19 protein-coding genes, 1 pseudogene and 1 riboswitch are annotated in these 17,945 nt (G+C 66.3%); of the genes and pseudogenes, 12 read left to right on the top strand and 8 right to left on the bottom strand.

Translation table 11 applies throughout. The annotated features are described in order from the left end of the window. Positions 1 to 11: 11 nt before the first annotated feature. Positions 12 to 512 (top strand): SgcJ/EcaC family oxidoreductase, encoded by a 501-nt coding sequence (locus AB0F86_RS10910; protein ID WP_356983532.1) that lies wholly within the window; start codon positions 12 to 14, stop codon positions 510 to 512. An 83-nt stretch (positions 513 to 595) separates the two neighbouring features. Here the strand turns inward: AB0F86_RS10910 and AB0F86_RS10905 are convergent, their stop codons facing one another. Continuing rightward, positions 596 to 1,285 (bottom strand): response regulator transcription factor, encoded by a 690-nt coding sequence (locus tag AB0F86_RS10905; protein ID WP_356983530.1) that lies wholly within the window; start codon positions 1,283 to 1,285, stop codon positions 596 to 598. Further along, positions 1,282 to 2,508 (bottom strand): sensor histidine kinase, encoded by a 1,227-nt coding sequence (locus AB0F86_RS10900; RefSeq protein ID WP_356983528.1) that lies wholly within the window; start codon positions 2,506 to 2,508, stop codon positions 1,282 to 1,284. Before AB0F86_RS10900 ends, AB0F86_RS10905 begins: the two co-directional genes overlap by 4 nt. 262 nt (positions 2,509 to 2,770) lie before the next feature. On the opposite strand from AB0F86_RS10900, the gene AB0F86_RS10895 reads away from it, so the two are divergent. The 3 genes from AB0F86_RS10895 (at position 2,771) to AB0F86_RS10885 (ending at position 6,429) form a co-directional block, all read left to right on the top strand. Then, positions 2,771 to 4,246: an MFS transporter gene (locus AB0F86_RS10895; RefSeq protein ID WP_356983526.1), complete on the top strand. Its 1,476-nt coding sequence runs from the start codon at positions 2,771 to 2,773 to the stop codon at positions 4,244 to 4,246. A 28-nt stretch (positions 4,247 to 4,274) separates the two neighbouring features. Beyond that, on the top strand, positions 4,275 to 5,468 hold the full coding sequence (locus AB0F86_RS10890; RefSeq protein ID WP_356983524.1) for an FAD-dependent monooxygenase: 1,194 nt from the start codon (positions 4,275 to 4,277) through the stop codon (positions 5,466 to 5,468). A 274-nt stretch (positions 5,469 to 5,742) separates the two neighbouring features. Next, the gene (locus AB0F86_RS10885; RefSeq protein ID WP_357171648.1) at positions 5,743 to 6,429 is read left to right on the top strand and encodes a CPBP family intramembrane glutamic endopeptidase; all 687 of its coding nucleotides are present in this window, start codon (positions 5,743 to 5,745) and stop codon (positions 6,427 to 6,429) included. Positions 6,430 to 6,500: 71 nt separating this feature from the next. On the opposite strand, the gene AB0F86_RS10880 is transcribed toward AB0F86_RS10885, so the two are convergent. Next, positions 6,501 to 7,427: an oxidoreductase gene (locus AB0F86_RS10880; RefSeq protein WP_356983521.1), complete on the bottom strand. Its 927-nt coding sequence runs from the start codon at positions 7,425 to 7,427 to the stop codon at positions 6,501 to 6,503. Between the two features lie 62 nt (positions 7,428 to 7,489). On the opposite strand from AB0F86_RS10880, the gene AB0F86_RS10875 reads away from it, so the two are divergent. From AB0F86_RS10875 to AB0F86_RS10865, 3 genes are all read left to right on the top strand, one after another. After that, complete coding sequence (locus AB0F86_RS10875) at positions 7,490 to 8,077, top strand: TetR/AcrR family transcriptional regulator (RefSeq protein ID WP_356983520.1); 588 nt, start codon at positions 7,490 to 7,492, stop codon at positions 8,075 to 8,077. 230 nt (positions 8,078 to 8,307) lie between these two features. Next, complete coding sequence (locus AB0F86_RS10870; protein ID WP_356983780.1) at positions 8,308 to 9,564, top strand: MFS transporter; 1,257 nt, start codon at positions 8,308 to 8,310, stop codon at positions 9,562 to 9,564. Positions 9,565 to 9,581: 17 nt separating this feature from the next. Beyond that, positions 9,582 to 10,103: a VOC family protein gene (locus tag AB0F86_RS10865; protein ID WP_356983519.1), complete on the top strand. Its 522-nt coding sequence runs from the start codon at positions 9,582 to 9,584 to the stop codon at positions 10,101 to 10,103. A 36-nt stretch (positions 10,104 to 10,139) separates the two neighbouring features. Here the strand turns inward: AB0F86_RS10865 and AB0F86_RS10860 are convergent, their stop codons facing one another. Further along, on the bottom strand, positions 10,140 to 11,027 hold the full coding sequence (locus tag AB0F86_RS10860) for a M48 family metalloprotease (protein ID WP_356983518.1): 888 nt from the start codon (positions 11,025 to 11,027) through the stop codon (positions 10,140 to 10,142). Positions 11,028 to 11,117: 90 nt separating this feature from the next. Continuing rightward, positions 11,118 to 11,184, top strand: a riboswitch (guanidine-III (ykkC-III) riboswitch). 10 nt (positions 11,185 to 11,194) lie between these two features. On the opposite strand from AB0F86_RS10860, the gene AB0F86_RS10855 reads away from it, so the two are divergent. Further along, positions 11,195 to 11,509: a multidrug efflux SMR transporter gene (locus AB0F86_RS10855; RefSeq protein WP_356983517.1), complete on the top strand. Its 315-nt coding sequence runs from the start codon at positions 11,195 to 11,197 to the stop codon at positions 11,507 to 11,509. 192 nt (positions 11,510 to 11,701) lie between these two features. Here the strand turns inward: AB0F86_RS10855 and AB0F86_RS10850 are convergent, their stop codons facing one another. Together AB0F86_RS10850 and AB0F86_RS10845 are read right to left on the bottom strand one after the other, a co-directional pair. Then, positions 11,702 to 12,976 (bottom strand): DoxX family protein, encoded by a 1,275-nt coding sequence (locus tag AB0F86_RS10850; protein ID WP_356983515.1) that lies wholly within the window; start codon positions 12,974 to 12,976, stop codon positions 11,702 to 11,704. Next, on the bottom strand, positions 12,973 to 13,551 hold the full coding sequence (locus tag AB0F86_RS10845) for a M15 family metallopeptidase (protein ID WP_356983514.1): 579 nt from the start codon (positions 13,549 to 13,551) through the stop codon (positions 12,973 to 12,975). Before AB0F86_RS10845 ends, AB0F86_RS10850 begins: the two co-directional genes overlap by 4 nt. A gap of 88 nt (positions 13,552 to 13,639) precedes the next feature. Between AB0F86_RS10845 and AB0F86_RS10840 the strand changes: the two genes are divergently transcribed. Continuing rightward, positions 13,640 to 14,314: a response regulator transcription factor gene (locus AB0F86_RS10840; protein ID WP_356983512.1), complete on the top strand. Its 675-nt coding sequence runs from the start codon at positions 13,640 to 13,642 to the stop codon at positions 14,312 to 14,314. Then, positions 14,307 to 15,380, top strand: a complete 1,074-nt coding sequence (locus tag AB0F86_RS10835; protein ID WP_181698302.1) for a HAMP domain-containing sensor histidine kinase — start codon at positions 14,307 to 14,309, stop codon at positions 15,378 to 15,380. Before AB0F86_RS10840 ends, AB0F86_RS10835 begins: the two co-directional genes overlap by 8 nt. A gap of 28 nt (positions 15,381 to 15,408) precedes the next feature. Here AB0F86_RS10835 and AB0F86_RS10830 read toward each other — a convergent pair whose 3' ends face one another. Then, complete coding sequence (locus AB0F86_RS10830) at positions 15,409 to 16,011, bottom strand: TetR/AcrR family transcriptional regulator (protein WP_356983510.1); 603 nt, start codon at positions 16,009 to 16,011, stop codon at positions 15,409 to 15,411. Positions 16,012 to 16,123: 112 nt separating this feature from the next. Here AB0F86_RS10830 and AB0F86_RS10825 point away from each other — a divergent pair, with 112 nt between their 5' ends. Continuing rightward, positions 16,124 to 16,945 (top strand): SDR family NAD(P)-dependent oxidoreductase, encoded by an 822-nt coding sequence (locus AB0F86_RS10825; RefSeq protein WP_356983508.1) that lies wholly within the window; start codon positions 16,124 to 16,126, stop codon positions 16,943 to 16,945. Between the two features lie 54 nt (positions 16,946 to 16,999). On the opposite strand, the pseudogene AB0F86_RS10820 reads toward AB0F86_RS10825, so the two are convergent. Next, positions 17,000 to 17,239: pseudogene (locus AB0F86_RS10820) on the bottom strand (DoxX family protein); the annotation flags it as partial. 87 nt (positions 17,240 to 17,326) lie between these two features. On the opposite strand from AB0F86_RS10820, the gene AB0F86_RS10815 reads away from it, so the two are divergent. Continuing rightward, entirely contained in the window at positions 17,327 to 17,854 is a 528-nt protein-coding gene (locus AB0F86_RS10815) for a hypothetical protein (RefSeq protein ID WP_356983506.1), read from the top strand. Positions 17,855 to 17,945 lie beyond the last annotated feature (91 nt).

The following is a 17,945-nucleotide window of genomic DNA, read 5'->3' as shown; positions in this document are numbered from 1 at the left end:
GGGCTCGATCCATGAACCAGACCCGACACACCACCGACGACATCGCCATCGGGGAGGTGTTCCAGCAACTCCAGCGGACCTGGACAGCCAATGACGCCGAAGCCTTCGGCGCGCTCTTCACCGAGGACTCCGATTACGTCTCCTACGACGGCACGCGTGCCATCGGTCGCGAACAGCATCAGCGCAACCACGACCGACTGTTCCGGGGAGTCCTGGCCGGATCAGCCCTGACCGGTGAACTGGAGTCCATGCGCTACATCACCCCGGATGTGGCGATCGTGTACGGCACCGCCTCGGTACTGATGCCGTGGCGCTCACGCCTGCCGAAGCGGCGGCTCTCCCGGCAGACCATCGTGCTGCTGCGCACCGAAAACGGCTGGAAAATAACAGCAATTCACAATGCCCGGGTCCGCCCGGTCACGGTGCCGGAACCGAATTCGTTCCCGTCCAAGATGTCTCAGCTCATGGCACGGATCGCCCGCACACTCGGGCTGGGCCGTCGAACCGTATAGCAGCGTTTCCCCGACCGCGCTGGCGATGATGATCGGTGCTGACGCCCCCGACCCATCCTTCGAAGCTCCCGGCAACCGGAAGGTCACGGCGGGCGGGTGCCATCGTCGGCGTGGTTGACCAGCCCGGTCTGGTGGGCTATGACGACGAGTTGTGCACGATCGCGAGCGTGCAGTTTGTTCATGGCGCGCTGTACGTGGGCGCGGACGGTGAACGGGCTGACGAACAGTTGTTCGGCGATCTCTTTGTTGGAAAGTCCTTGTGCGACAAGCATCGTCATTTCGCGTTCGCGCGGGGTGAGTACGTCGAGTTTCTCGGAGGCGTGCGTAGCACCGTCGCCGGATGGGGTTGCGAGGAAACGGGCGATCAAGGTTCGCGTCGCGGCGGGGGAGAGGAGGGTTTCGCCGTCTGCGACGGTGCGCACGGCAGCGAGCAGTTCCGCTGCGCCGATACCCTTTCCGATGAAACCGCTCGCGCCCGCGCGTAGTGCCTGCGCGACATATTCGTCGGTCTCGTAGGTGGTGAGGACGAGGACTCGGCTGTCGCGCAAGTGCGGGTCCGCGCAGATCTGTGTGGTGGCGGTGATGCCGTCGGTCTCGGGCATCCGGATGTCCATGATGATCACATCGGGATGCAGTTCACGGGTGAGCCGCACCGCTTGTGCGCCGTCGGCGGCCTCGCCGACCACGCTGATGTCGTCGGCGGTGTCGAGCAGCGTACGGAACGCTTGGCGGAGCAGGGCCTGGTCGTCGGCGAGGAGCACTCGAATTGTCATGGGGTACCACCGTTCTCCGTGTCGCCGGTCGTGTTCGCCGACGTGATTGGCAAGTGGGCGGCGACGATGAAGCCACCCGCCGGGCTGTTTTCGGTGGAGAGCTGACCCCCGACCGCCTTGGCGCGTTCTCGCATACCGATGAGCCCGTAGCCCGATGGCCGGTCCGACCTCGTGAAGCTCGGCCTTTTCGCTGCTCGCGAATCGGGTCCGTCGTCGGCGACGGTGATGCCGAGCAGGTCGTGGCTCCAGGACAGGCGGATTCGAGCGTGGCCGGTTCCGGCGTGTTTGCCTACGTTGGTCAGGGCCTCCTGGATGATCCGGAAGGCAGTGAGATCCACGCCTGGCGGTAGCGGTTTGGGCATGCCGTCGTTGTCCGTCGTCACTCGCAGCCCCGCACGGTCGAACGATTCGAGCAGCCGGGGGAGTTGGGCCAGGCCGGGTGACGGTTCGGCGGGAGTGTTCGCGTCCCCGGCCTGGCGCAGCAGTCCGACCGTGGCGCGCAGGTCGTCGAGGGCGTTTCTCGTGGTCTCGATGATGTTGTTCAGGTTGGAGCGGGTCTGTTCCGGCTGGGAGTCGAACACGTGCGCGGCAACAACAGCCTGGGCATTGGCGAGGGTGATCTGGTGTGCGACGACATCGTGGAGCTCGCGGGCGATGCGCACCCGTTCCTCGGCGACGCTGCGCCGCGCCTCGCTCTCCCGGCTCTCCTCGGCGCGCAGTGCCCGCTCTTCCATGGCGGCCAGGTAGGCGCGCCTGCTCTGCGTCGCAGTGCCGAGCGCCCCGGCGATCAGCGGGAGCGCCGCCACCGACAGCAGCCTGCCGGCGTCCTGCCAGGACAGCCCGTCGAGAAGCGGGGTAGCCGCGACCAGCAATGCCACGGCGGGAAGCAGGACCGCGATCGTCACCCTCAGCTCGGTGTGCAGCCCCAGCGCGTAGGCGGCGATCGCGACGGGCACCACGATCAGCGGGGTCGACAGCAGGCCCAACGGGGCGACCAGCATCCCGCACGCGGTGGTTACCGCGACCACGGCTACCGGCGCCCGATGCCGCACGACCAGCGCCGCGCACGACACAACCGCGACGACATAGGTGGCGATCGGCGGCCATCCGAAGGTGTTGTCGGGGTGAAAGATCCCGCCGGACAGGCACAGCAGGAACGCCGTCGCGAGGACGAGCGCCTCGCGCCACCACACCGGTCGTCGTGCCACCTGCTGGGTGGCCATCACCGGATCGGGGGACGCTGCTGGTTCGGCAACACCTCGCCCAAGATACGCGTGGCGAGCGTCCAACGACCGCAAGGCGCTCGACCCGGTTCCTACGCACCAGGGAGTGCGCGGTCGTCTGGTGCGACAGCACCAGCGGCAATCGGTGACGAGGGACGATGCCCGCCGACGGCTCCGCTGGAACGGTTGTAACCAGAAGGCCCCTGGCCGGCACGAATCCCGCCGAGTCGGGGAATCACAGTCTGGTGAGGAGCCGAAGTCGATGCAGCAGAACACAACCGACGGTGCGAACGTCGGTCTACACACGAGGTGGAGTCGGCGACTACTCGGCCTCGTGGCAATCCTGGCCCTGGTGAACTTCGTGGTGGATTCGGCGATCGGCGCACCGCTGATCGTCCTGCCCGAGATGCTCGATCATTTCGGCACCGACCAGGCGGCGTGGCTCAATGCCACCGCGATGCTGGCGGGCGTGATGTGGGCTCCACTGCTCGGTAAGAGCGCGGACATATACGGAAAACGCCGAGTCCTCGTGCTGACTTTGCTCATCAGTTGTGTCGGTGCGCTGATCTGCGCGGTTGCCCCGACGATGTGGCTATTCGTGACCGGTCGCATGCTGCAGGGAGCCGCGTTGGCCGCCATGTTCCTTTCGGTCGCGATCGTGCGAACCGTCTGCACGCCACGCCTGGCCATGATCATCGTCGGCATCGTGACCACCGGCACCGCGATCCTCAATGTCGCCTCCCGTTTTCTCGTCGAGAAGCTGGCGACGGAGTTCGGCTTTCAGATCCTGTTTCTCATCTCGGCCGCTGTCGCGGTGGCGATGGCTGTCTGCGTGCGTTTCCTGGTTCCCGAATCGCTCGTGAAGACCCCGGGCAGGCTCGACATCTCGGGTGCGTTGCTGCTCGGCGGCGGTCTGCTCGGAGTGCTCGGTTACATCAGCATGGGTCCCGATCTCGGGTGGTCCGCTGTCGGACCGCTTGCCCTACTCCTCGGCGGGGTAGTGGCGTTGGTCAGATGGTCCACGGTCTCCAGTCGAAAGGCTGATCCGCTGATCGACGTCGGAAACCTCGGCAAGCCACTGCTTCTCACACTTCTGGTGGTCTTCCTCGGTGCGGGTTCCTACCAGAGCATGCTGCAACTCATCCCGCTCATCAGTGATATCTCGGCGGACCAGAACTTGGGCTACGGACTCGGCGGTCGCGGGTCGGTGGCGTTGCTTCTCGCGGCACCCGCTGTCGGCGTCATGCTCGGCGGGCCGGTGGCCGGCTGGTTGGGTACGCGAATCGGGCCTGCCCGAACTCTGGCCGGGGCGGTCATGCTCGGAACCGTTGCCACCATCGGAATGTTCCTCGGTGCGTCCCAGTTGGTGGCGGCGCTGTGCTTCGCATTCCTGCTCGGGGTCACGGTCGCGGCGTTGGGTGCGTCGGGCTTCAACATGGCGGGCGACTTGGCATCGGCGCAACGGCAGGGCGTCGTGTCCAGCCTGGTCATGGTGATGGTCTCGACCGGGGCCGTGGTGTTCGACTTCGTCGGCGCGGCCGTTCTCGCATCGACCACTGTCGTCGCGGACGGTGAGACGGTGAACTCGGCGACCGGCGTATTCAGCTATATCGCGATTGCCACCGCGGCCTTCGCGATCGCCGCCGTCGTGGTCGTCCTTCTTGTTCGAACCACGCGCCCGCAGCGTCGGATGCCCGCGCCGAAACCCGAGCGCCAGGCTGTCGAAACGCACGCGTGAGCCTTCCATCGGAAACAGAGGAGTCGACATGAAATCCAGAGGAACTGTGCTGATTTCCGGCGCGAGTATCGCGGGTCCCGCGTTGGCGTTCTGGTTGAACAGGTATGGATTCGAGGTGACGGTGGTCGAGAAGTCCGCCGGTGTGCGCGGCGGCGGTTACCCGATCGACCTGCGTGGCACCGCCGTCGAGGTCGCGCACCGGATGGGCATTCTGCCGCAGCTCCAGCGAGCCCATATCGACACACAGCGGGTCACTTTCCTCGAAGCCGACGGCAGTCGGGCCGCTGTCGTTCATCCGCAGGCGGTGGTCGGGGGAGTCGACGGACATGACCTCGAAGTCCCCAGGGAGACGCTGACGAACGTCCTGTACACGGCAGTCCGTGACGACGTGGAGTTCGTCTTCGACGATTCCGTCGACGCGCTCGCCGAACACGAGCACGGTGTGGACATCACCTTCCACAGCGGCGCCCAACGCGGTTTCGGTCTTGTCGTCGGCGCCGACGGATTGCACTCACGCACCAGGACTCTCGCCTTCGGCCCCGAACAGAACTACCTGCGCTACCTCGGCTATTGCTTCTCGATCTGCACCATGCCCAATACATTCGGGCTCTCACACGAAGCGTTCATCTGGAACACCCCCGGACGAGCCGCCGCTCTCTACGCCGTGGGAAACAGCAACGACGTACACGCCCTCCTGACCTTCGCGCACCCCGAACCATCCCACGAAACCCTCCGCGACAGCGAGACTCGACGTGCACTGATATCCACACTCTTCGGCGACGACGGATGGAAGGTGCCGGAAATCGTCGAGGCCATGTGCGATTCCCCAGATCCCTTCTTCGACACGGTAAGTCAGGTCCACATGCCGCAATGGTCCACCGGGCGCGTGGCACTCGTCGGCGACGCCGCCTACGCACCGTCGTTCCTGACCGGGCAGGGGTCGAGCCTCGCGCTCGTCGGCGCCTACATGCTCGCCGAATCCCTGGCCGCGCACGACGACCACACCACCGCCTTCACCGCCTACGAACGCGCCAGCCGCCCATTCATCGAACTCAACCAATCGCAGATCTCCACCGGCGAAGCGTCACTCTTTCCCACCACGGCCGAAGCGCTGCAAGCCCGCAACCATCGACTCCGCGACCTCACCATGACACCCCCGACCACCGGTCGACCGGCCCACACCGCCCTCACACTGCCTGAGCCCGGACGGATTGCCTCGTGATGCCTGCGGCATGCTCGGCACTACGAGTGTGCTCTGAGAACTAATCGGACCGCCCGCTCGTTGGTGATTTCGCTGGTGCGTTTCCAGCGGGTCGCCGTGCGGCCGTGGTCAACTGGAGGTCGCTGTGCACACAAGGTCGATCGCACCTACGGATCACGAATCCGGGCGAGCGGGCCGCATCTTGCGGTCGCCGATCGTGTGGATGTCGGTCGGGACAGTCGGTGTCGGTGGGGTGTCTGCGCTGTCCTCGGGTGGGTCGCCGGTGCCTGCGGTCGTGGGCGCGGTTGCCGCGGTTGCCGTCTACTGGGCGGTCATGCGCTACGTCGCGCGGCGAAGCACGCCGGAGATGGCGAGGGCACGGGCCGGGATCCGGGTGTTGCTCGGCGCCGGGCTCGGCTTCACGTTCATCGCCGTGTCGATGCTCATGGTGATCACCGAGTTCTCGTTCACTCGAGTGTCCGGTAGCGCCGTCGCGACGGTCGTGAGCATCGTTGCCGTGCAACTCGGTGCGGCGGTGACCGAAGAACTACTCTTCCGCGGCTTGTTGTTGCAAGGACTGGAACGGCTGTGTGGCAGTTGGGCGGCGCTGGCGATCACCGCCGCGCTGTTCGGTGCCATCCACATGGCCAACCCTGGAGCCACGCTGTGGACCGGGTTCGCGATCGCCGTCGAGGCCGGCGTCCTGTTGGGCGCCGCTTTCCTGTGGCTGCGCAGTATCTGGGTGGCGGTTGGCCTGCACTTCGCCTGGAACACCACCGTCGGGCTGCTCGGCATCCCGGTATCGGGGCATGCGTCCCCGGGTTTGCTGATTGCCGAACCGACCGGCCCGGAGTTGCTGACCGGCGGCCAGTTCGGCATCGAGGGATCGATCGTTCCCGTCGTCGTGAGCCTGCTACTCGCCGTGCCCATGCTCATCGCTGCTCACAAGCGCGGCAACCTCGTGCGCCTGCAGCGGCGCTGAGCCCGTAACAGCGCCGCCCCACCGACGCCTCCCGTCCGGCACGAGACACCGTCGTGCGGCACTGTCCATCGTCATGCTCCAGAGACGTCTGTGATCGGGGCGGGTGACGGCGACGCGGAGGTGAAGGGGAAGCGCGTGCCGGTGAGGTGTTCGGAGACACGCCAGAGCCGCGCGGCGGTGTCCGGATCCTTGGCCACGGGGGATATTTCGCCCACTGTTGCCGGACCGCGAACACCGCCGAAGCGGCTCGGGCCGACGAAACTGCCGCCTGGGATGTCACCGACAGCCGCCAGCAGGGTGGGAAGCGCACCGGCGTCGGGACCCTGGGCGAGCATGGGCGTGAAGATGGCCGACAGAGCGTCGATGAGCCGGTTGCCACTGGTGATCCGGAAGCCGGTGGAAGCCCAGCCGGGGTGCGCGGTGGTCGCGACGACCGGCGATCCGGCCGCACTCAGGCGGCGTTGTAGTTCGGCGGTGAACAGCAGGACCGACAACTTCGACGCACCGTAGGCGCCGAACGGCTTGTAGGGGCGTTGTGCCCACTGCAAATCGTCGAAATCGAGCTGTGCGGAGCGGTAGGCGGTCGACGAGGTGGACACGACGCGGTCGGTGATCCGGTCGAGCAACAGGTTCGTCAACGCGAAGGGCGCCAGGTGGTTGACCCCGAACTGGAGTTCGAAACCGTCGGCGGTGTGCTGTAGCGAGTCGGTCATCGTTCCGGCGTTGTTGATGAGCACGTCCACTGTGTCGATGCCGTCCGCGAACTGCCGGACTGAAGTCAGCGAGGTGAAGTCGAGCGGACGAACTTCGACCGTGCCACTCATCTCGGCGGCGACGGCACGGCCCTTTTCCTGGTCGCGGACAGCGAGTACGAGCCGTGCGCCCTTGGCGGCAAGGACAGCCGCCGCGGCACGGCCGATCCCGCTGGTGGCGCCGGTGACTACGACAGTGCGGCCGGTCTGATCCGCAATCTGGGAAGGAGAGGAAAGTGTGATCATGAAGTGAATGTATCCACTGGAAACAATCTAGTCAACGGAAACATTCTTGGTAGGCTGCCCGAATGACGCCCGACCGCCCCTACCACCACGGCAACCTGCGCCAGGCCGTACTGGAACAAGCCACGCCGGTGGTGCGTGATCGGGGAGCCTCGGAGCTGTCGCTGCGCGAGCTCGCCACCGCCGTCGGCGTTTCGCACGCCGCTGTGCGCCGGCACTTCCCCGACCGCCGGCAGCTTCACGACGCCCTGGCCGTCGAAGGGTTCGCACTGCTCGGCACACGACTGCGGGACGCGGTCGATGCCGCGCCCGACTACCGCGCGCAGATCCACTCGCTCGCCCGGGCCTACCTCGACTTCGTGACGTCCGAGGCGAACCTGGCCGAGCTGATGTTCGCCCACAAACACGGCGAAGGTGGCGAGGCCGTAAGTGCGGCTGCGGAGGCGGCCTTCGCGCCGATGTTGCTGGTTTTCGAACGCGGCCTGGCCGACGAACTGGAGGACACGAGCCCGCAGCGGACCGCACTGATCTTCTTCGCCACCCTGCAAGGGCTGGCGGGGCTGGTCAACTGCGGCATGATCACGGCCGACCAGCTCGGCGGGTTGATCGAAGATGCTGTCGCACAATTCCCGCAGGGGCGCGACGAACGGTAACGCGCGCAATGCCTTTGCGCCGCCGGAGTCGTTGAAGATTCCGCTCAGCGGTCGGTGGTATTGCCGGGGTCGGGTCGCGCTGGAAACGTCGCGGCGACCGCGATGTCGAACGATGATCTCGCGGCCGAACCGAAGGAGCCGCGGTGACCACGCTGCCACCCGAGAAGGCGAATCCGTCTGCGCCACAGGCGTTCGCCCCGACCGACGCGAGGGCTCGCCGCCGTGCGGCGTTGTCGAGCCTGCTCGGTACGACGATCGAGTACTACGACTTCTTGCTGTACGGGACGATGGCCGCGGTGGTGTTCGGACCGCTGTTCTTTCCCGGCTCGAATCCGGCGTTGAGCACGATCGCCTCGTTCGGCACCCTCGCCGCCGGGTATGTCGCACGTCCGCTCGGTGGCGTGATCTTCGGCCATTTCGGTGACCGTGTCGGCCGCAAGTCGATGTTGCTGATCACCATGCTGATGATGGGTATCGCCAGCGCGGCGATCGGCCTGCTGCCGACCTATCACACCATCGGCGTCGCGGCACCGATCCTGCTGGTGCTGCTGCGCGTGGTGCAAGGGGTGGCCGTCGGCGGGGAATGGGGTGGCGCCGCGCTGATGGTCGTCGAGCATGCCGACGCGGGCAATCGCGGTCGCTGGGCCGGAATCATGCAGCTGGGAACACCTCTCGGTTTCCTCCTGTCCACCGGGGCGGTCGCTGCGGTGACCCAGCTCCCCGAACCACAGTTCTCGACCTGGGGATGGCGGGTGCCGTTCCTGCTGAGCGCGGCCCTGCTCGTGCTCGGGATGTATGTGCGGCTGCGGGTCGCCGAGAGTCCGGTTTTCGCCGCCGCCGCGCCACTGCGGGACTCGATTCCCGCGGCGCAGGTGCTGCGCCGCCCACGCCTGCTCGTCCCCGCCGTGTTCGCCGGTCTCGCGCCGTTCGCGCTGACCGCCCTGACGAGTTCGCACATCATCGCCTACGCGACCGGCATCGGTTACGCGGTCGGCGAGGTGATGCGATCGCTGCTGCTCGTAGTCGTCGTCTCGATCGTCGCCATTCCCGCGAGTGCGGCCCTGTCGGATCGGTTGGGCAGGCGGCGAACGATGATGACGGGCGCGATCGGCGCCATCATCTACGCCTTCCCCCTGTACAGCCTGATCAACAGCGATTCGTGGTGGATCATGACGGGCGCACTGATGTTCGCGCAGCTGCTGCAGAACCTGATGTACGCGCCGCTGACCCCGATGCTGTCGGAAATGTTCCCCACCGGTGTGCGATACACCGGTGTGTCCATCGCCTATCAGACCGCGGCGCTGGTCGGCGCGGGCTTCACCCCGCTGATCGCGAGCAGCCTGCTGGTCGCCTTCGACGGGTCGAGCGTCGCGCTGAGCGGGATTATCGTGGTCACCGCCGCCCTCAGTCTGGCCGCCCTGGTCGCTACGGTGGAGGTCACGGGCCGGGATCTGCGTGTCGACGCCGATGACCGCCCACAGCCGTAGGACAGGAGGTCATCGCCATGCGGGGAATCAACCACATCGTCTTGTTCGTCGCGCAGCTGGAACGCAGCATCGCCTTCTACGAAGACGTCCTCGGCTTCGAGCGACTCGCCGAGGGATTTCCGGGCGGCGCCTTCCTGCGTCACCCCGGCTCGGCCAACGATCACGACCTCGGGCTGTTCCAGGCCCGGCGGCCCGCGGCGGGACCGCCGGGATCGGTCGGGCTCTACCACGTCGCCTGGGAAGTCGACACGTTGCGCGAGCTCGCCGATATCCGCGGTCGCCTGCTCGCGGCGAACGCACTGACCGGCGCGAGCGACCACGGGTCGACCAAAGCGCTCTACGCGCGCGACCCCGACGGCATCGAGTTCGAGGTGTGCTGGCTGGTCCCCGACGAACACGTCGAGGACGCCCTCGCCCCCGGAACCTCGCTGACCGCACCCTTGGACCTCGACGCCCAAATCGCGCGGTACGGCGCCGACACACCGGGCGGTCGCCGCACCGACCCGCAGGTATGGGCCCGCATCGCGGCACGGCGATGAATATCTCTGGTGAACGCGCCCCGGCGGTCGAAGCGATCAGTTCGCGGCGGTTCGTCGAATCGCTTGCAGCCGTTGCCTGATCGGCGGATGCGTGTCGAGCCATCGGGCGCGGGCCGCGAGCAGTGCGGATGTGTGAGCTGTCTCGTGCGGAAGCCACCTGCGTAGCGCGCCGTGGAGATCGCGGCCGTACCCGAGGTGAACAGCCATTCGGTCCGCGGCGAACTCTCCGCGCCGTGCGCGCGCCGCTACGGTCAGGGGTTCCAGGACGAGTAGTGCGATCAAGACCGCGACAGCGGGCTCGCCGATTCGTGGTGTCAGGAAGAACGCCACGGCCACCAGGAGTGCGGCCGCGATCGCCGCTCGCACGAGACATCGGAGAATGCCGGGACCACGTGCCAGGCGGGCCGGGACCTTGCCGATACCCCGGACCATGCGGGCCGGGATCGAGAACCAGGCGTCGAGCAATCGCACACGCGGATCGAGCATGAGGTGGTGGCCGAGTTCGTGGGCGAGCACCGCGGCCAGCTGCCGTGGGCGCAGCGATTCGATCGCCCAGCTCGTCACCGCGACCATACGGGCGGGCGCCGCGAACGCGTTGAGCGCGGCCGACTGCTGCACCCACAGCGAGTAGGGCCAACCATCCACCCCCGCCGTCCGGGTGACGTCGGCCCAGGCGGTCGCGAGCAGATCGGGTTCCGCTCCGACGGGCTTGCGGAATCCATAGGCCGCCGCCGCTTGGCCCCGATTCGGATGGAACCACAACGCACTGGCCAGGCCGCACCCGATCCCGGCCCACAACACGAGCACGATGATCGCCGCCCAAAGGTCGAAGCCGACGATCACGACGTAGACCAGGGCAACGTTGAGCCCCACGCTCGGCAGCGTCAGCGCAAGCCCACCGGCCGTTTCCCGAAACCTCCCCACCTGCCGAACTTTACGGCTACCCACCGACATCATTGCTGGTGAGGCGAACCACCATCGATTGCCGGCCGATAGCCGGCGTGCCATGGTGGAAGTGAGTCCGGCGATCGGGCTTCCGGACGAGGGGTGCCGTACCCGGAGTGCGACAAGACGGCCCGAGGAGGGCTGCGATGTCGTGGATTCTGCTTGTCGTGTCGGGATTCCTGGAAGCTGTGTGGGCGACCGCACTGGGCAAATCCGAAGGCTTCACCCGGCTCGTGCCGTCGCTACTGTTCTTCACCGCCCTGCTGGCGAGTATGGCCGGCTTGGCGATCGCGATGCGCGAACTTCCGGTAGGTACCGCCTACGCGGTGTGGGTGGGTATCGGTGCCGTTCTCACTGTCGCCTTCGCCATGGCTACCGAGGAGGAACCGGTGACGATATTCAAGCTCGTCTTCCTCACGATGATCGTCACCGGCGTCGTCGGGCTCAAACTCGCCCACTGAATCGGAAAGCCTGTCCGATGCGTCGATCCGCCTGCTGCCTACCGTCGAGAAGCGTTGCGGGCTCAGCGACGACGCGGTTCAACTGATCTTCCGTGCGTGGCTACGCTGCCCTGATGCCGGTGCGTTTGCCGAAACTTGGCCCGTCGGGCTGGGCCGACGTCGGCTGGGGCCGGTTCTGAGTGGACATGTCAGCTAGCGGAAGTACGGATAGTTCTGCACCCAGTGGAACCCGCGACTGCGCAAGGTGAAGCTGTCGAGGTCCAGGCGTTCCAAGGTGACGACGAGCGGGCGATCGTGCAGTTCCCCGCGCAATATCAGCAGGTCGGGGGTGGGTCTCTGGGTGGATACAGTCGCGAGTGGTCCTGTCGGTCGGGCGAGTTCGAGCTGGCCGCCGGGGGAGAGCTCGGCCTCCACCGGAACGAATTCACCATCCATCCGCTGAATGGTTGCCGACCCGGGACGTTCGAAAATCAGTCGTTGCCAACGGGTTCCGTCGGTGGTGAGCGGCAGCGCGACCTGGCCGTCGACGGTGAATTCCCGCACGTCCCAGATCCCGTACAGCTCGGACTTGGGGCTACCCGCCCCGTGCTGTTCCTGCCACACCACCCACCGGTCGTACCCGCCGGCCAGCGCGACCCAGAGTCCCAGGCCCGCCACCACCCACTTCGCGATGCGGTTCTTCCGTTCTTCGGCGAAGAGCGACGGTAGCGACAGCGGCGCGCAACCACCCTGCAGTACGAAGACATCGAACAGCCGCCGCAGATAGGGTGCGAGCAGCACCACGCTGATCAACAGCAAATGCGCGGCGAGCAACTTCTCCGGGATGTCGAACGTCATGTTCAGCAGCAGGATTTGAGCCGTGCTGAGCAAGCACAACAGGGCACCGAGCACCATCGTTCGGGAGAAGAACAGCAGCAGACCCGCCACCACTTCCACAGCACCGAGCGACATCTCGTATGCGGGGGAACTGCCCACCTGCAACCACAGCACCGAGGCCGGACTGAGATCGCCGTACGGCTGCAGCAGCTGTGCCAACGACGGCCCGGGCATTTGGGTCGGGATCAGCTTCGCGAACCCGAACCCCACCATCTGCGCACCCAGGCACAACCTCAGGAACAGGGAAAACCAGGCGGTGAGCCGGGGGTAGGCCGTGCGGCGATCGAATGCCGTCCACACTGCGGCGACAACCACCGCGAGGACCAGAAGACACAGCACCAGCACCCACACCGCCGCCTGATCACCGGCACCGGAATCCTTGTGCTGCACCGCATCGACGCCGAAGAACGTCCGGCCCACCCACCCGGTGACGGGGTCGGTCAACGACATATCCCACGGGCTCACATAACGGCGCACCCATCGCCCGAGTAGGCCGAGCAACGCGAACGGGATATAGGTGTTCAGTAAGCAGAACAGAACGAAATAGACCACGCAGAACCGAAACGCCACGAGCGTGGCGGCGCGGGTCACCGCTGCATCCTCGGGTCCTCGGTGGGATCGGCAAACCGTGCCGGGCACCCGTTTTCCGCGGCGTCGCGGCGCAGTTCGTAGTGCCAGGGCTCGTTGTCGTAGATCTGGCACAGCCCGTAGGCGGCGCCGTGGGCGGACAACCACGCCGTCGCCGCACTGTGTCCGATGTCGACCGCGTCACCCGATACGTGCGCGGAGGTTTCCGCGGTAGCCACCCATCGGGCGGCCTCGGCCTCGGACCCGTACTTGCCGACCGCCTCGTGCAGCAGCCGTGTCTGGTGTTCCGCGGACCGCCAGCCGCTGGTGACCACGAATTCCACCCCCGCGCTACCCGCGTCGACGGCGGCCTGACGGAGCGCATCGAGCAATTCGGGATCGAGATTGGCCACGGAGGGGGACTGGTCGTCGAAGACCCCGGCGCCGGGCGAACCAGGGTCGCCACGTGGAATATCGATCGACAACGCGACGGCGGAGAACCGCTCCGGCGATTGGTGGACAAAGAACGCCACAGCGCCTGCCGCGACAAGAGCGGCGACAGCAGTCGCTAGAATTCCCCGCATATTTCTCTGATTCATGCAGTCAGTCAAGACAATGCGGCGTTGCACGCACGTATGCGGTTTTCGATACGCCGACGATATGTTCCCGCTGGAAGAATCGAGAGCGATGCGTGTACTGATCGTCGAGGACGAACCCTATCTGGCCGAGGCCATCCGCGACGGCCTGCGCCTGGAAGCCATCGCCGCCGACATCGCGGGCGACGGCGACACGGCACTGATGCTGCTCGATCTCAACACCTACGACATCGCCGTCCTCGACCGTGACATCCCCGGCCCGTCCGGCGACGAGGTCGCCGAACACATCGTCGCCGCCGGCAGCGGGCTGCCGATCCTGATGCTCACCGCCGCCGATCGCCTCGACGACAAGGCAACCGGTTTCGAGCTCGGCGCCGACGACTACCTCACCAAACCGTTCGATCTGCGCGAACTGATCCTGCGCCTGCGCGCCCTCGACCGCCGGCGCGCCCACAGCCGGCCACCCGTCCGCGAAATCGCCGGCCTGCGTCTCGACCCGTTCCGTCGCGAGGTCTATCGCGACGGCCGCTACGTCGCGCTGACGCGCAAACAGTTCGCGGTGCTCGAGGTGCTCGTCGCGGCCGACGGCGGTGTCGTGAGCGCCGAGGAGCTCCTGGAGCGCGCCTGGGACGAGAACGCGGACCCGTTCACCAATGCCGTCCGCATCACCGTCTCGGCTCTGCGCAAACGTCTCGGCGAACCATGGATCATCGCGACCGTTCCCGGCGTCGGCTACCGCATCAGTACGGGGGGTGACGGTGGATAGGGCACCCGGGCTGAGTGTCCGCCTCAAGCTCACCCTCAGTTACGCGGGTTTCGTCATGCTCGCGGGCACTTTGTTACTCGTCGCCGTCCTGGTCTTCTATCTGTACTACCTGCCTGCCGGATGGATCGACACCTCCGGCAACTTCTGGATCAACCGGGGGCTGCTGCTCCGCTCGTTCGCGCCGTTCATGGCCGCCGTCTTGCTTTTCCTGATGGTCTTCGGCCTCGTCGGCGGCTGGTTCCTGGCCGGACGAATGCTCGCCCCACTCACCCGGATCACCGCCGCTGCCCGCCTGGCCGCCAACGGCTCCCTGTCGCACCGCATCCAGCTCGCCGGCACCGCCGACGAATTCCGTGAACTGGCCGACACTTTCGACGCCATGCTCGCCCGGCTGGAAGCCCACGTCACCGAGAACCAGCGGTTCGCCGCCAACGCATCCCACGAACTACGCACCCCCTTGGCGATCACCCGAACCATGCTCGAGGTGGCTCGTGACGATCCCCCCGACGACCCGGGTGATCTGATCGAACGCCTCCACACCGTCAACAGCCGGGCCATCGATCTCACCGAAGCCCTGCTCGTGCTCAGTCGAGCCGACCAGCGGTCGTTCACACCCGAGCCCGTCGACCTGTCCCTGCTCGCCGAAGAAGCCACCGAGACGCTGATCCCCTTCGCCGAAAAGCACGGCGTCACCCTCGAAACCGCAGGCGAGCCGACCCCCACCGTCGGCTCGCACGCCCTGCTCCTGCAGCTGACGACGAACCTCGTTCACAACGCGATAGTCCACAATCTGCCCGGCGGCACCGCGTGGACAACCACTCGGCACCAGCCTGATTCGGTGCTCCTCACCGTCGAGAACACGGGCGAAAACCTCACTCCACGAACGGTTTCCACACTCGTCGAACCGTTCCAGCGTGGGTCCGAACGCATTCGCACCCACGATTCCGGCGTCGGCCTGGGACTGGCCATCGTCGACAGCATCACCCGAGCCCACGCGGGCACTCTCACTCTCACCCCGCGCCCGGGCGGTGGGTTGCGCGTGTCGGTGCAGCTGCCTGCTCGTTAGATCGTCGGGCAGGTGCAGCGGGCGGCGGTCACGCTGCTGGAGCCCGAAATGCGCGCAGCGTGACATCGACAAGGGAATCGGCGTATTCGGCGGTGAGCGGCCCGGACCTGTGGAGCCACCGTTGGAACAACGGGGCGTAGAGCACCTCCAGGACCAGGTCGAGATCAGCGCCGGGGTCGAGTTGGCCGGCCCGCTGTGCGCTGCGCAAGCGGGCCTTCTTCGCTTCGTCCACCGGACGCGCGAGCTTCTCGCGGAACTGGGCAGCGAGCTCGGGGTCGTTGACGATCTCGACCTCGAGGGCGCGAATCGGACGCTCGAAATCCGGGTCTGCGAACTCCGCGGCGGTGGCACGCATGACCAGCTTCAGGTCGGCCTCGATGTCCCCGGTGTCGGGTAGCTCCATCTGTGGCCCGTCCCCTGTTGTGCTCAGATCCAGGAACGAGTCGAAGATGACAGCTCCCTTGGACGGCCACCACCGGTAGATCGTCTGCTTGCCCACCCCGGCGCGTGCCGCGATCGCTTCGATGGAGACCTTCGTGTAGCCGACCTCGGAGATCAATGCGCGGGTGGCCGCGAGGATGGCTTGGCGCGAACGCTCGCTGCGCCGCGAACTTCTCTGAACATCGGACATGGGGGCAGCTTATCAATCAACCGAGACGAGACGGTTCGGTTGACAAGGAAGGCGACCCGGGTCAAGATAATCGAACCGAGACGGTCCGTCTCATGTGAGGAAAGGGGTCGACATGACCACCGGCAAGGTTTGGTTCATCACTGGTGCATCCCGGGGTCTGGGCCGCGCATTCGCTGAGGCGGCACTGAGTGCGGGGGATCGTGTGGTTGCCGTCGCCCGCAACATCGACCCCCTCGACGATCTGGCTGCCGGCTATCCGCAAACGCTGGTGCGATTCCCACTCGATGTCGCCGACCGTGCGGCGGTATTCGACGGCGCGCGCCAGGCGTTCGATGCCTTCGGAAGGCTAGACGTGGTGGTCAACAACGCGGGCGGGATGCTTTACGGCATGGTCGAGGAAGCGACAGAAGAGCAGATCAGAGCTCATCTCGACGTGAATTTCTTCGGCGCCGTCTGGGTGTCCCAGGCGTTTCTTCCTTATCTGCGCGCGCAGGGTGGCGGCCGCATCTTGCAGGTCACGTCGATGGGTAGCGCCGGTGGCATGGCAACGGTCGGCTTCTACGGTGCGGGCAAGGTGGCATTGGACTCGCTGAGCGAAGCGCTGGCCATGGAGGTCGACCGGCACGGCATCAAGGTCACCATCGTCGAAATGGGTGGTTACGCAACCGATTTGTTCAGCACAGGCATGACTCTGACCGAACCTCTGCCGCACTATGGTGACCTGCGTACCGAACTCGAAGAGATGTGGGGCGAGGAATCAGGTCCGGATCCGAGCACCGCCGCCCCGGTGATCCTGGAATTGGCAGCACTGCCGGACCCGCCCCGACGTCTGATCGTCGGCAGCCGCTCCTTCGACCAGGTCCGAGAACTGGACCGAACCCGGGCCGGTTTGTACCAGGAGTGGGAACATCTGAGCCGAATGGCGCCGGGCTGATCGAGCGCACGACGCCGACCCGAACTATTGCGCTCGGGTCGGTCGGCGCATGTCTCAGGCGGTGAAGGATTCGGGGCCGAAGCGACCCCAGGCCACGAACGCGGCCGCCGCGAGGTAGACGAAATTCAGGGCGACGTATTTGTATTGCCCGTAGCGGGCGTGGGTGATCATCGCCCCGATCATCAACAGCACCCAGCATGCGGCGGTGACGGGAACCATCACCGGTGCGATATCGAGCACGGCGGGCAGAATCAGTCCGGCCGCTGCGAGGATCTCGAGGACTCCGAGGGTCCTGACGAAACTGGTGCCTGCGAGCTGCCCGAGCCGCTGCTGACCGCGCCGGACGCGGCTGCCGACGTCGAACTCGCCGAGAGTTTGTCGATGGCGACGATGCTCATCCTCGAAACGCTGTCACCGAACGCGCGGTCTTCGTGCTTCGTGGGCAAAACGCCCACCGCCGTCCGCCAGATCGCGCACCGCGCCCGCAGACACGTCGATGCCCGCCGCCCCCGAATGACGGTCTCTGCCGCCGAAACCCGGGCCGCACTCGAGTCGTTCCGCCGTGCCCTCAACTCCGGTGACCCGCAAGCCATGCTGGACGTTCTCGCCCCCGAGGTCGTCCTCGTCAGCGACGGCGGTGGGGTCGAGCGCGCGGCATTGCGGCCCGTCGCAGGCGCGGAGAACGTGGTCCGCTACATCCTCGGCGGAATCGGCAGGACCCAGGCCTCGATCGTCATCGATCCCACTCTGCTCAACGGCAGCCCGGCCCTGGTCTTCCGATTGGACGGCGAGATCGATGGAGTCATGGCGTTCCGGGTCGACAACGACCGCATCACCGGCCTCTATTTCGTCCGCAACCCACACAAACTGACCCGGATCGAATCGGAGACTGCCTTGACCCTGCGCTGACCCAGACCCACGCAGCAGCGCGATTCGCGAGTCATGTGCGCGCGGTAGCTGCCGTCGATACCGGTATTCCTCGACTCCGCCCACGGCAGAC

The sequence above is a fragment of the Nocardia sp. NPDC023733 genome (assembly GCF_040639775.1).
Lineage (GTDB): Bacteria > Actinomycetota > Actinomycetes > Mycobacteriales > Mycobacteriaceae > Nocardia > Nocardia rosealba.
This window is presented reverse-complemented; position numbering and strand designations above follow the sequence as displayed.